Source organism: Cryobacterium aureum (assembly GCF_002954245.1).
GTDB classification, from domain to species: Bacteria; Actinomycetota; Actinomycetes; order Actinomycetales; family Microbacteriaceae; genus Cryobacterium; species Cryobacterium aureum.
In genome coordinates this window covers 246,145-259,091 of sequence record NZ_PPTG01000048.1, presented here as the reverse complement: position 1 = coordinate 259,091, position 12,947 = coordinate 246,145, and the positions used below count along the sequence as shown (strand labels likewise).

General features: G+C 65.0%; 12 protein-coding genes. 7 read left to right on the top strand and 5 right to left on the bottom strand.

Annotated elements, in window-relative coordinates; all coding sequences use genetic code 11:
* The first annotated feature begins 58 nt into the window (after positions 1–58).
* The 5 genes from valS to CJ028_RS18065 all read left to right on the top strand — a co-directional run bounded on the left by valS (position 59) and on the right by CJ028_RS18065 (position 4,811).
* Positions 59–2,683 carry a valine--tRNA ligase gene (valS, locus tag CJ028_RS18085; protein WP_105036588.1) on the top strand — a complete coding sequence of 875 codons (2,625 nt, stop codon included), beginning with the start codon at positions 59–61 and terminating at the stop codon, positions 2,681–2,683.
* A gap of 8 nt (positions 2,684–2,691) precedes the next feature.
* Positions 2,692–3,138: a GNAT family N-acetyltransferase gene (locus CJ028_RS18080; RefSeq protein WP_105036587.1), complete on the top strand. Its 447-nt coding sequence runs from the start codon at positions 2,692–2,694 to the stop codon at positions 3,136–3,138.
* Between the two features lie 3 nt (positions 3,139–3,141).
* Complete coding sequence (locus tag CJ028_RS18075) at positions 3,142–3,411, top strand: hypothetical protein (protein ID WP_105036586.1); 270 nt, start codon at positions 3,142–3,144, stop codon at positions 3,409–3,411.
* A 79-nt stretch (positions 3,412–3,490) separates the two neighbouring features.
* On the top strand, positions 3,491–4,444 hold the full coding sequence (locus CJ028_RS18070) for a hypothetical protein (RefSeq protein WP_129590539.1): 954 nt from the start codon (positions 3,491–3,493) through the stop codon (positions 4,442–4,444).
* Between the two features lie 10 nt (positions 4,445–4,454).
* Positions 4,455–4,811, top strand: coding sequence for a GntR family transcriptional regulator (locus CJ028_RS18065; protein WP_105036584.1), 357 nt, complete (start codon positions 4,455–4,457; stop codon positions 4,809–4,811).
* A gap of 14 nt (positions 4,812–4,825) precedes the next feature.
* On the opposite strand, the gene CJ028_RS18060 is transcribed toward CJ028_RS18065, so the two are convergent.
* Positions 4,826–5,659, bottom strand: coding sequence for a methyltransferase domain-containing protein (locus tag CJ028_RS18060; RefSeq protein ID WP_105036583.1), 834 nt, complete (start codon positions 5,657–5,659; stop codon positions 4,826–4,828).
* Positions 5,660–5,722: 63 nt separating this feature from the next.
* Here CJ028_RS18060 and CJ028_RS18055 point away from each other — a divergent pair, with 63 nt between their 5' ends.
* Both CJ028_RS18055 and CJ028_RS18050 read left to right on the top strand, forming a co-directional pair.
* The gene (locus CJ028_RS18055) at positions 5,723–7,786 is read left to right on the top strand and encodes a M3 family metallopeptidase (RefSeq protein ID WP_105036582.1); all 2,064 of its coding nucleotides are present in this window, start codon (positions 5,723–5,725) and stop codon (positions 7,784–7,786) included.
* 130 nt (positions 7,787–7,916) lie between these two features.
* Complete coding sequence (locus CJ028_RS18050) at positions 7,917–8,684, top strand: DUF8692 domain-containing protein (RefSeq protein ID WP_105036581.1); 768 nt, start codon at positions 7,917–7,919, stop codon at positions 8,682–8,684.
* Positions 8,685–8,738: 54 nt separating this feature from the next.
* Here CJ028_RS18050 and CJ028_RS18045 read toward each other — a convergent pair whose 3' ends face one another.
* The 4 genes from CJ028_RS18045 to CJ028_RS18030 form a co-directional block, all read right to left on the bottom strand.
* Entirely contained in the window at positions 8,739–9,941 is a 1,203-nt protein-coding gene (locus CJ028_RS18045) for a benzoate/H(+) symporter BenE family transporter (protein WP_105036580.1), read from the bottom strand.
* A 164-nt stretch (positions 9,942–10,105) separates the two neighbouring features.
* The gene (clpX, locus tag CJ028_RS18040) at positions 10,106–11,383 is read right to left on the bottom strand and encodes an ATP-dependent Clp protease ATP-binding subunit ClpX (protein WP_105036579.1); all 1,278 of its coding nucleotides are present in this window, start codon (positions 11,381–11,383) and stop codon (positions 10,106–10,108) included.
* 134 nt (positions 11,384–11,517) lie between these two features.
* Entirely contained in the window at positions 11,518–12,201 is a 684-nt protein-coding gene (locus tag CJ028_RS18035; protein WP_105036578.1) for an ATP-dependent Clp protease proteolytic subunit, read from the bottom strand.
* 28 nt (positions 12,202–12,229) lie between these two features.
* Positions 12,230–12,832 (bottom strand): ATP-dependent Clp protease proteolytic subunit, encoded by a 603-nt coding sequence (locus CJ028_RS18030; RefSeq protein ID WP_092339946.1) that lies wholly within the window; start codon positions 12,830–12,832, stop codon positions 12,230–12,232.
* Positions 12,833–12,947: the final 115 nt, after the last annotated feature.

Below are 12,947 nucleotides of genomic sequence, written 5' to 3'. Positions count from 1 at the left end.
GATGGGCAGACGAGGCACCTCACCATCGACACGGTGCCGAATACCGAACCGGAGAAGTATGCCCCACGCCGATCGCGCCCCAATCAGTGATGATTTAACAACTAACATTCCCGACAAGCCCGCCCTCGAAGGGCTCGAAGCCAAATGGGAATCCCGCTGGGAAACCGACGGAACGTACCGGTTCGCCCGGGAGAACGCCACCCGCGAAACGATCTACTCGATCGACACTCCCCCGCCGACCGCCTCCGGTTCGCTGCACATTGGGCATGTGTTCTCGTACACCCACACCGACGTCGTCGCCCGTTTTCAGCGGATGCGCGGCAAGAACGTGTTCTACCCGATGGGCTGGGACGACAACGGCCTGCCCACCGAGAGGCGCGTGCAGAACTACTACGGCGTGCGCTGCGACCCCTCTCTCGGCTACACGGAAAACTTTGTTCCACCCTTCGAAGGCGGCGACGGCAAGAGTTCGAAAGCTGCCGACCAGCAGCCGATCAGCCGCCGCAACTTCATCGAACTGTGCGAAACCCTCACCAAAGAAGATGAGAAACAGTTCGAAGCCCTCTGGCGCACCCTCGGCCTCTCCGTCGACTGGACCCAGACCTACCGAACCATCGGCCCGGAGGCCCTGTTCACCTCCCAGCTCGCCTTTCTCGGCAACGTCGAACGCGGTGAGGCCTACCAGGCCATGGCGCCCACCCTGTGGGACGTCACATTTCGTACCGCTGTGGCTCAGGCTGAACTCGAAGACAAGGACATGCCGGCCGCGTACCACCGGGTGTCATTCTTGAAGCCAGACGGAACGACCATTGAGATTGAGACGACCCGCCCGGAGCTGATGCCCGCCTGCGTGGCCCTGGTCGCGCATCCGGATGACGAACGGTACAAGCACCTCTTCGGCACCACGGTGACGACCCCCGTGTTCGGTGTTGAGGTTCCGGTACTCGCCCACCACCTCGCCCAGAAGGACAAGGGCTCAGGAATCGCCATGATCTGCACCTTCGGCGATGTGACCGACGTGGTCTGGTGGCGCGAACTCGATCTGCCCAACCGAGCCATCATGGGCTTCGACGGCCGCATCATTGCCGAGGTCCCCGAAGCGATCACCTCCGAATCCGGCCGGGCAGCGTACGCGCAGCTCGCCGGCAAGACCGTGTTCGGCGCGAAGGCCGCCGTGGTCGAGCTGCTCAAAGCCAGCGGCGATTTGATCGGCGAGCCAAAACCGATCGTGCACGCGGTGAAGTTCTTCGAAAAGGGCGATAAGCCGCTCGAGATCGTCTCCACCCGGCAGTGGTATATCCGCAACGGCGCTCGTGACGAGAAGCTGCGCGCCCGCCTGCTCGAGCACGGCACCGAGCTGGCCTGGCACCCCGAATTCATGAAGGTGCGCTACGAGAACTGGGTCAACGGTCTCACCGGCGACTGGCTCGTCTCCCGCCAGCGGTTCTTCGGCGTGCCGCTGCCGGTCTGGTACCCGCTCGATGAGGGCGCCAACCCCGTCTTCGACCAGCCGATCGTCGCTACCCGCGACCTGCTCCCGGTCGACCCCTCATCGGATGCTGCCCCCGGCTACACCGAAAGCCAGCGCGGCCAGGCCCGCGGCTTCGTCGGTGAGGTCGACGTCATGGACACCTGGGCAACCTCCTCGCTCACCCCGCAGCTGGCCGGCGGCTGGGAACGCGACCCCGAGCTGTTCAAGCTGGTCTTCCCGTACTCGCTGCGCCCGCAGGGGCAGGACATCATTCGCACCTGGTTGTTCTCCACGCTGCTGCGCGCCGAACAGCAGCACGGCACGTCGCCGTGGCAGCACGCCGCGCTCAGTGGCTTCATCGTGGACCCCGACCGCAAGAAGATGTCGAAGTCGAAGGGCAACGTGGTCACCCCGGCCGATATGCTCGAAAAGCACGGCTCCGACGCGGTGCGCTACTGGGCCGCATCCTCTCGCCTCGGCACCGACGCGGCCTTCGACCCGACGAATCCGACGCAGATCAAGATCGGCCGACGCCTCGCCATCAAGATTCTCAACGCGAGCAAATTCGTCTCCATGTCGCAGGGCAGCATTGACGCCCCGGTCACCGAGCCGGTCGACCAGAGCATGCTGGCCGGTCTCACCGCGGTCGTCGCCCAGGCCACGACCGCGTTCGAGAACTACGACCACGCGCGCGCCCTGGAGACCACGGAAAGCTTCTTCTGGACGTTCTGCGACGACTACCTCGAACTGGTGAAGGAGCGCGCTTACGGCGAGCCCGGCCCGGCACAGGCGTCCGCCGTCGCCGCGCTGCGCACCGCGCTGGCCACCCTGCTGCGCCTGTTCGCACCGTTCGTTCCGTTCGCGACCGAAGAGGCCTGGTCCTGGTCGAATGAGGATTCGGTGCACACATCGACGTGGCCGGTCGCGGCCGACCTGCTCGGCAGCGACGAGGTCGCCACGGGCAACATCGCCTTGCTCGACTTGGCCAGCCGAGCGCTGACCGGCATCCGCCGTGCCAAAACGGATGCGAAAGCGTCGCAGAAGTCCGAGGTGGATTCCGCAGTAATATGCGGTGCACCCGCCGAGATCGCACTGCTCACCCTGGCCGCCGCTGATCTCAAAGCGGTCGGTCGGATTCAAGAACTGACCTTTGTCGACGGCAGCGAACTCGCTGTGACCGACATCGTGTTCGCCACCGTGTTGGAAAGCTAGGAGACCAGATGTCCGTAACCGTGCGCCCGCTGGGCGATAAAGACTTTTTCGCCTGGCTGGGCCTGTTCGAGGGCTACAGCGCTTTCTACGAGAGCGAACTGACCGATCAAAAGGCCCTGCAGGTCTGGAGCTGGATCATCGACGCGAACAACGCCCTCGACGGCGCGGTCGCGGTCAACGACGACGGTGACTTCGTGGGCTTCGCGCACTACCGCAGCGTGCCGCGCACTCTCAGCGGCGACCTCGCCCTATTCCTCGACGACCTCTACGTCGCCGAGGACGCTCGCGGCAAGGGCGTCGGCACCCAGTTGATGGAATTCACCAAGGCCTACGCCCGCCAGCACAAACTTGCCCAGGTTCAGCTGCTGACCGCGGCCGACAACGCGACCGCGCAGGTGCTCTACGACCAGGTCGGCACGCGCACCGACTGGGTCACCTACGAGATCGACGTATAGACCGTGCAACTGGGTACCCGGTGGACCCTCGGCCACACCCTGCCGACGGGTCTTCCGCACGTCGTCGAAATCGCCGTGGGGGCCGTTGAGGAGGACCTGACGGCCCTCGCCGTCGACACCAGCACCTGGCGCTGGACGCTGACCTGGCTGGAGTCCAAGCCGGTGATCGAGCTCGACGATGGCACCATCATCCGCTACAACCCGGTGGACGACAGCGCCACCATCACACAGCCGTCGACCACCGTCGATGATGACGACGAGGAATGGATTTAGCCCCTTCCGTGTAGCGCCTGAATGATACACGTGCTACCGTCGTGTGTATTATCTCAGTGATACACGAAAGGTGGCCAGCGTGCTCTTTCTCATTTACTTCGTACTCGTCTTCATCGTTGTCGGGATTGTTCGGGTGGGCAGCCGCAAGCGGCTGGCGGGCCTGGTCGTGACGGTTCCGGAGATTGGCGCGGTCACCGCGCGCCGGTTCGCCCGGTCGATCATGCTGCGCAACATCGCTGCCCTCGCGGCTGGCGGCGTGGTGCTCTGGGCGCTCGACCTGGTCAACCAGGCGCAGCCCGGCTGGTACGGCCTGCCACTGATGCTGGCACCCGGCCTCGCTGCGACACTCGGACTACTGGTCTTCGCGCTCTGCCCCACTCGGATCGTGACCGACCGCTCCAGCCGCCGCTCGGCCGATCTGGTGCCGCGGCGAGTGTGGAGTTACGGCCCGGCCTGGGGCTTTCTGCTGCCGCTCAGTGCTGCGGTCGCCGTTGTTGTCTTCGCGATCATCGCCGGCCTGGCTTCGAGCGCGCAGCTGGACGGCGCTTTTCGTTCGATCACGATTGGATCCAGCACCTCTGGCCCGTATCCGGGCTGGTACTACGGACTTCCCCTGATCGGGCTGACCGTGCTGCTCGCCGCGGCGACGTTGTTCGCGCTCGGTGGCATCGCCTCGGCCGCGCGCTCAGAACGATTCGCCGAGCTCGACCGTGCCGTGCGCATTCTGGCCACGCGCGTCGTCATGCAGCTCAGCTCCGGAGCGCTGTTTTTGTACTTCGGGGGTGTGCTGCTGTTCGCCGGCTGGGCCACCCGGAACGCCGCGACCGTCTTCGCCCCTGGCGGTGTTGCCCTCTCCTCTGCGCAGCCGGCGGCCGCCATCGGGCTCACCGAGGTCATCGTCGGGCTCGTGGCCGCTCTGCTCGGCGGCGTTCTGGTCATCCTGTCGATCCTGGATGCGACCAGGCAGCCACTCGGCCGCGTTGCGCCGGCCGGCGCCCCGACAGCGGATGCGGCATCCGCTCAGCAATCCTGATTGGCCGCCCATGATCACCATCGACGACGAACACCCCACGCCGCCGTTCGAACAGATTCGCACCCAGCTGGCGGATCAGATCCGGGCCGGAGCGCTTGAAGCCGACCAGCGCCTGCCCTCGGTGCGCCAACTCGCTGCCGATCTGCAGGTGGCGACGGGCACCATCGCCCGCGCGTACGCAGCCTTGGAAGCGGCCGGGCTCATCTCAACCAGCCGTGGCAGCGGCACCCGGGTGCGCGCCGATCAGGGTCTCGACGACGAATCCCGGGCCAGCGCGCGACGCTTCGTGCAGGCCCTGCAGCGGCGGGGCGTCAGTCTCGACGACGCGCTCAGTGTGGTCCGCGCCGAGTGGCCACGCCTCCCCTGATTCGCTGCCGAGCGTCAGGCTCGGGCGAGAATTTCGCCGTGCGGCATACCGAACCAGCCGTTCGGGTCACGCACCCACTCGCGCCAGGCCACGGCCATCCGTTTGAGATCGGCCAGGTCGGCCACCCCGGATTCGATGGCGTGCGCCGCGAAGCTGGATTCGGTCACCCGCACCGCCCACGACTCGCCCCACCACTCGCGTTCCGCATCGGATGCAAAACACCAGACGGATGCGCTGCTGGTCACGTCGGTAAACCCGGCGCGTCGGGCCCACGCCTTGAGCGATCGTCCGGCATCGGGGTCTCCGCCGTTCCAGTAGTGCACCTCGCGGTAGACCCGCATCCAGTCGGCCAGGCCATCGATGCGCGGCGCGATCATGACTCCCCCGTAGTCAACGTCACGGGCGGCAAACACGCCACCGGGCCGCAGCACCCGACGAATTTCGGCCATCGCCGCGATCGGATTGGCCAGATGCTGCAATACCTGGTGCGCGTGCACGATATCGAAAGTCGCGTCGGCAAAGTCGAGCGCGTAGACGTCACCGACCTGAAAACTCGCGTTGTGCACCCCCTCGTCGGCGGCCAGGCCGGCCGCACGCTCGACGATGTCGCTCGCCGCGTCGATGCCGACGACCCGGGCCGGAGCGAGCCGGCGGGCCAGGTCGACGGTGATCGTGCCGGGACCGCAGCCGACATCGAGCAACATCCGACCGGCGCGCAGCTCCGGAATCAGGTAGGCGGCTGAGTTGGCGACCGTGCGCCAGGTGTGCGAGCGCAAGACGCTTTCGTGGTGGCCGTGAATATATTCTTCGCGTGGAGCGGACTCTGAGCTTTCGTCCAGGTGTGTCATGGTGAAATCCTACGCGCAGCCAGCCGGGCCAGCTGTGCCGGCGGCTGTGGCTAGTGTGGATGCATGGCTTCTACCGCGAACAATCCCTTTTTCGCCCGCAGCACGCTGCCCTACCAGTTGCCGCCCTTCGCCGAGATAACCGACGAGCACTATCGGCCGGCCTTCGTGCGGGGCATGGCCGAACAGGTCACCGAGGTCGGCGTCATCACCGGCACCGCGGATGCGCCCACGGTCGAGAACACGCTCGTCGCCCTCGAGCGGAGCGGGCAAACGCTCGCGCGGGTCGCCGAGGTCTTCTTCAACAAGAGCTCGTCCGACTCGAGCGAGTTCACCACCGGCCTTGAAGAAGAACTCGCGCCGCTGCTGGCCGCCCACGCCGACGCGATCCGGCTCGATCCTGCTCTGTACGCACGCATCGCCGCCTTGCACGCCCAGCGCACGAGCCTCGGTCTTGACGCGGAGTCGCTCTACCTGATCGACCGGTATTTCACCGAATTCACCCTGGCCGGGGCCGGCCTGAGCGACGACGAAAAGCACGCGCTGCGTGTTTTCAACTCGCGCCTGTCGACCCTCACCACACGTTTCGAGAAGAACTTGCTGGCCGACACCAATGAGCTCGCGCTCGTCATCGACGACGTGTCCGAGCTCGACGGACTCACCGACGGCGAGATCTCGGCGGCGTCCGAGGCGGCCAGGGAACGCCAGCTCGACGGTAAATACCTGATCAGCCTCGTGCTCCCCACCTCGCACCCGTACCTCGCGAGCCTCACCAACCGGGCGGTGCGGGAACGATTGCTCTCGGCGAGCCGGGCCCGCGGCATCCGCTCTGATGCGCTCGGGGCTGGCAACGATAATCGCCCCCTCGTGATCGAGATCACCCACCTGCGTGCCCAGCGAGCCCGGTTGCTCGGGTTCGATAGCCATGCCGCCTACGTGACGGCCGACGAAACCGCGAAGACTCCCGGAGCCGTCTGGGATCTGCTCGGCCGCCTCGCGCCGGCCGCGGCCCGCAATGCGCGGGCGGAGCAGGCCGACCTGCAGGCAGTGATCGACACCGAGGGCGGCGGATTCGAGCTGGCCGCCTGGGACTGGGCGTTCTACACCGAGAAGGTGCGCCGGGCCAAGTATGACGTCGACACCGCCGCCATGCGCCCGTACTTTGAGCTCGAAAACGTGCTCTCCAATGGTGTCTTTTACGCGGCCAACCGGCTGTACGGCCTCACCTTCACTGCCCGGCCCGACCTGGTCGGCTGGCACCCCGAATCGAGGGTCTTTGAGGTCACGACCGAAGACGGCTCCGCGATCGGGCTCTACATCGTTGATGTCTACACCCGGGATTCCAAACGCGGCGGGGCCTGGATGAACGCCCTGGTCTCGCAGTCCACCCTGCTCGGCACCGAGACGACCGTGGTTTGCAACAACCTCAACGTGTCCAGACCTGCTGCAGGGCAGCCGACCCTGCTCAGCTACGACCAGGTCACCACCCTGTTCCACGAGTTCGGACACGCGTTGCACGGACTGCTCGCCCGCGCGACGTACCCGAAGTTCTCCGGCACCAATGTCTACCGCGACTTCGTCGAGTTCCCCAGCCAGGTCAACGAAATGTGGATGCTCTGGCCCGAGGTCCTGGCGAACTACGCTCGGCACTACGAGACCGGCGAGGCTATGCCGCAGCAGCTCGTCGACCGCATCCAGGCGTCTTCGGCCTTCAATGAGGGCTTCCTGACCAGTGAGTACCTGGCCGCAGCGCTCATCGACCAGGCCTGGCACCGCATCGATGCCGACACGATGGTCACCGACGTGGCCAAGTTCGAAGCGGATGCCCTCGCTTCCGTCGGCCTCGACAACACGTCCGTCCCCACCCGCTACGCCAGCACCTATTTCGCCCACACGTTCTCGGGCGGGTACGACGCGGGGTACTACTCCTACATTTGGAGCGAGGTGCTCGACGCCGACACCGTCGAATGGTTCAAGGAGAACGGCGGCCTCACGCGCGCCAACGGCGATCGCTTTCGCGACCGTCTGCTCGGAGTCGGCGGCACCAAGGACCCGCTCGAGGCCTACCGGCACTGGCGCGGCCGCGATGCCGAACTTCAGCCGTTGCTTGATCGCCGCGGCCTCAGCTAGGTCGCGGCATCCGTCCACTGGACAACTTCGGTGGGTGCGCTGCCGACGACACCCACCGAAGTTGTCGACTGAGCCATCCCCTCAGTATTGAGGATGCGCGGCGCGATCGGTCGCCCTAGGCTGCTTGGCCATGGACATCCAGACACTTGCAGTTCAGGGCACGGCTCGGCGACGGTTTCTGTGGATCGTCGCCCTCGTTTTCGCCGTCATGCTGCTGACCGGGCTCGTCTCCCACTACCTGCGCGCGAACCTCGACAGCGCCACTTTGGGCTGGCCCGCACTCAGCTCGGCGGCGAGCCTGCTCTACGCCGACGGTGAAGCGAACCTGTGGGCGTGGGCATCCGGACTGCTCCTGGCCGGCATCGGGCTGGCCCTGGCCGCAGTCGGATTCACCGCTCGAAGTGAGGGGGCTATCGGTGCGCCGTACTTCGTGCTCGCTGCCGTCGCGGTCGAACTGTCGGCCGACGAAATCGCCCAGCTGCACGAGAAACTCGCGAGGTTTGATCTGAGCAGCCGCTTCACCTTCGCCTGGCTCACCGTTGGTGTTCCGTTGGCCATCGTGTTCGGCCTGATCATTCTCTGGATTGCCCGAAGAATCGACCGACAACTTCGACGCCGCCTCATCGTGGCCGGCATCATCTACCTGCTCGGCGCCGTCGGTTTCGAGACCATCGGCGGCATCGTCGTCGGCGGGCACCTCGACGATCTCTCGCGAGCGAGTTTGACCTACCATCTGCTGGTTGGTGTCGAAGAAGGGCTCGAAGTCACCGGCGCCCTGCTCGCTCTCGCCGCCGCACTGTTCGCCCTGAGCATTGAAGGCACCACGGCTGGCCTCGTGCTGCGAACCAGGTTCGCCCGTGCCAGCCAGGTACTCGTCCACCCCGAGGACACCGACTGAGACTGCCCTGACCCGCCCCTCATGCACCCGGTCCAGACCTGACAACGACCTCAGCTACATTCGGGGCCGATGCCAGCCCAGCCACAGCATGAAAATTCCGCCCACCACGAGGCCCCAAAAGGCCGACCCGATCCCCACAATGCTGATGCCGGAGGCCGTCACCAGAAACGTCGCAATGGCACTGATGCGATGCTCCGGTTCCGTCAGCGCACCGGTGACACTCGCGACCAGGGCACCGAGCAACGCGAGGCCGGCCACAGCAATGATCAATATCGGCGGTGACGCCGCCACGAGCGCCGCCGCCAGCCCGGCACCGAGCCCGAGCACGAGATAGCCGACGCCCGACGCGACCGTCGCGATCCAGCGCCTGGACGGGTCCCGGTGGGCATCCGGGCTGGCCATCAGGGCCGCCGTAATCGCCGCCAGGTTGATATTATGCGCACCGAACACGGAACCGACCATGGTGCCGACACCCGACCAGACCAGCACCGAACGCGGCGGCGGTCGATAGCCGAAGGTGGACAGCACCGCGAAGCCGGGCACGTTCTGGCCCGCCATCGTCACGACGAACAGGGGCAACCCGAGGCTCACGATGACCAGGGGGTCGAAAACGGGAGCAACAAAAGTCAGGGCGGGAGCGGATGTCGGCGCGCTCAGCCAGTTAGTTCCGGCTGTCAGACCGATGCCGATCGCCGCCACGACCATCGCCGCCGGCACTGCCCAGCGCTGCGCCAGTCGATAGAGCACCAGCCACACCAGCACAACGGGCAGCGCCAGAAACGGTTGCTCAATGGCGGCCTGAATGGGAGCCAGACAGATGGGAAAGAGGATGCCGGCCAGCATGGCCCCGGCCAGCGGCTTAAGGATGCTCGTGATGGCCCGACCGAGCGGTGCCCACAGCCCGCAGAGCACGATCAGCCCGCCACACACCAGAAAAGCACCGACGGCCGCCCCGAAGTCGTCGGTCGTGGCACCGGCCGCAACGAGGAGCGCGGCACCCGGAGTCGACCAAGCGAAAGAAATAGGCATACGAAAATACCAGGGCAATGTGATGCAGACGATGCCCACGAGAAGGCACAAAGCCAGCAAACCCGAAGACGCTTGGGCTTCCGTCGCACCGACGGCGCGCAGCCCGGCGATGACGAGCACAAACGCGCTCGCGAAGCCGGTGATGGCCGCCACGATGCCGGTCGAGATCGGCTGTACCAGTTCGCGAGCACCGGCCGAAGCGCTCTCGCTCCGCGGATCTTGCCTCATTGACGTCACTCCCCCGAAACCGTTGCCCGAACTGTTCCGCAACCCCGTCAGCGCAGGCACCATAGTGGCGGGGCTCGCCACCGTGGACCCCGAGGCCGTGGGCCCGGCGATTTCAGCCGTTTAGGGTCGCCAACCACCCGACCACCGTTGGCCAGCCCTTCTGCTTAGGCGGACTTCACCTGGCGGGTTTTGTGCAGCACCATCTCGGCGGGAGCGTTGTTTAGCACGGTGTCCCGGGTGATGATGACACGCTCCACATCGGTGCTGGACGGCACCTCGAACATGACCGGGCCGAGCACCTCTTCGAGGATGGCACGCAAGCCGCGCGCGCCAGTCTTGCGCAGCACGGCGAGGTCGGCAATGGCCTCGAGCGCCGGCTGCTCGAACTCGAGCTCGACGCCGTCGAGTTCGAACATGCGCTGATACTGCCGCACCAAGGCATTCTTCGGCACGGTCAGAATCTGCATGAGGGCCACCTGGTCGAGCTGGGTGACCGTCGTGACCACGGGAAGCCGGCCGATAAACTCGGGAATCAACCCAAATTTGTGCAGGTCTTCGGGCAGAACTTCGCTGAACAAATTGATGTCGTCGCCCTTGATGTGGAGCGGCGCACCAAAACCGATGCCCTTCTTGCCGGCACGGGACGAAATGATGTCTTCGAGCCCGGCAAAGGCGCCGGCCACGATGAACAGCACGTTCGTGGTGTCGATCTGAATAAATTCCTGGTGCGGATGCTTGCGCCCACCCTGCGGGGGAACCGACGCGATCGTGCCCTCGAGAATCTTCAACAGCGCCTGCTGCACGCCCTCGCCCGACACATCGCGCGTGATCGACGGGTTCTCGGCTTTGCGAGCGATCTTGTCGATCTCGTCGATATAAATAATGCCGGTCTCAGCACGCTTGACGTCATAGTCGGCGGCCTGGATGAGCTTCAGCAGAATGTTCTCAACGTCTTCACCGACGTAGCCGGCCTCGGTGAGGGCCGTCGCATCCGCTACGGCGAAGGGGACGTTGAGGCGCTTGGCCAAAGTTTGGGCCAGATACGTTTTGCCGCAGCCGGTGGGGCCGATCAGCAGAATGTTGGACTTGGCAATCTCGACGTCGTCGTGAATGGCCTCAGCGGCGGTGAGGGTAGCCCGTGACCGCACGCGCTTGTAGTGGTTGTACACGGCAACGGCGAGGGCCCGCTTGGCGGGTTCCTGCCCGATAACGTATTCCTCGAGAAAACCGAAGATTTCCTTGGGCTTGGGGAGGTCGAACTCACCGACGGTGGCTTCAGAACCGGCTTCAGCCAGGCGCTCTTCGATGATTTCATTGCACAGCTCGACGCATTCGTCACAGATGTACACGCCGGGGCCGGCGATGAGCTGTTGTACCTGCTTCTGGCTCTTTCCGCAGAAGGAACACTTGAGCAGGTCGGCACTTTCGCCGATTCGGGCCATGTCAGCCTCCTCCATTGGTCTCGCTGCAATTGAGCCTAGCCTGTGCGTACGACACTTGCGTGCAGCACGCCGGAAACGCAAAACGGCGCGCCGCCCGATGGCGACGCGCCGGTTCTACCGTTTCAGGCCACAGACTATTTGACGAGCATTGGAAGGTTCTTGCGGCTGGTCAGAACCTGATCGATGAGACCGTACTCGAGGGCCTCAGCCGCGCTCATGATCTTGTCGCGGTCGATGTCCTTGTTGACCTGCTCCACGCTCCGGTTGGAGTGGTGAGCGAGGGTCTCTTCGAGCCAGACGCGCATGCGCAGAATCTCGGCCGCCTGGATCTCGATGTCCGAGGCCTGGCCGCCACCCTGGCCGCCAACCGAAGGCTGGTGAATGAGGATGCGCGCGTTCGGCAGCGCGAGACGCTTGCCAGCGGTACCACCGGCCAGCAACACGGCCGCAGCGGATGCCGCCTGGCCGAGGCACACGGTCATCACGTGCGGGCGAATGTATTGCATGGTGTCGTAGATCGCCGTCATGGCGGTGAACGATCCACCGGGCGAGTTGATGTACATCGTGATGTCGCGGTCGGGGTCCTGGCTCTCGAGCACGAGAAGCTGGGCCATGACGTCGTCGGCCGAGGCGTCGTCAACCTGCACACCGAGAAAGATGATGCGGTCTTCGAACAGCTTGGCGTAGGGGTCCTGGCGCTTGTACCCGTAGGCGGTGCGCTCTTCAAAGGTGGGGAGGATGTAGCGGGAGTCAGGCATGTTCGTGGTCGAGCCACCCATCGAGCTGTAGGCCGTTCCACCGAATGTGGGGATAGTCATGATTTCTTCCTGTTTGCGTTTCGGTGGACTACTTGGTGACTGCCGCGTCGGGGTCGGTGCCGCCGCCGCCGATGACATCCGAAGCGGATGCGCGGAGGTGGTCGACGAACCCGTACTCGAGGGCTTCCTGAGCACTGAACCAGTTGTCGCGGTCACCGTCGGCGTTGATCTGCTCTGGCGTCTTGCCGGTCTGCGCGGCCGTGATCTCCGACAGGCGCTGCTTCATGTCCAGGATGAGGCGCGCCTGGGTCTGGATGTCGGCGGCCGTGCCACCGAACCCGCCCGACGGCTGGTGCAGGAGCACGCGAGCGTTCGGGGTGATGTACCGCTTGCCCTTGGTGCCAGAGGTGAGCAGGAACTGGCCCATCGAGGCCGCCATTCCGATACCGACCGTGACAATGTCATTGGGCACGAACTGCATCGTGTCGTAGATCGCCATTCCTGCGGTGATCGAACCACCGGGAGAGTTGATGTAGAGGTAGATGTCGCGTTTGGAATCTTCCGCTGCCAGCAACAGGATCTTCGCGCAGATCTCGTTGGCGTTTTCGTCACGGACCTCTGAGCCGAGCCAGATGATGCGGTCCTTCAGCAGTCGGTCAAATACACCGTTGGTGGGTGTCGGGTCGGCCATGTCGTGCTCCGTTTCAGTTGTCGCTTCTCAATGAATCTATCGGAGCGCGCGAGTCAAAACGGCTCTGTTCGCCCTCGGCAGATTACCGAGCCCCGCACAGCGCACCCGCAGCATG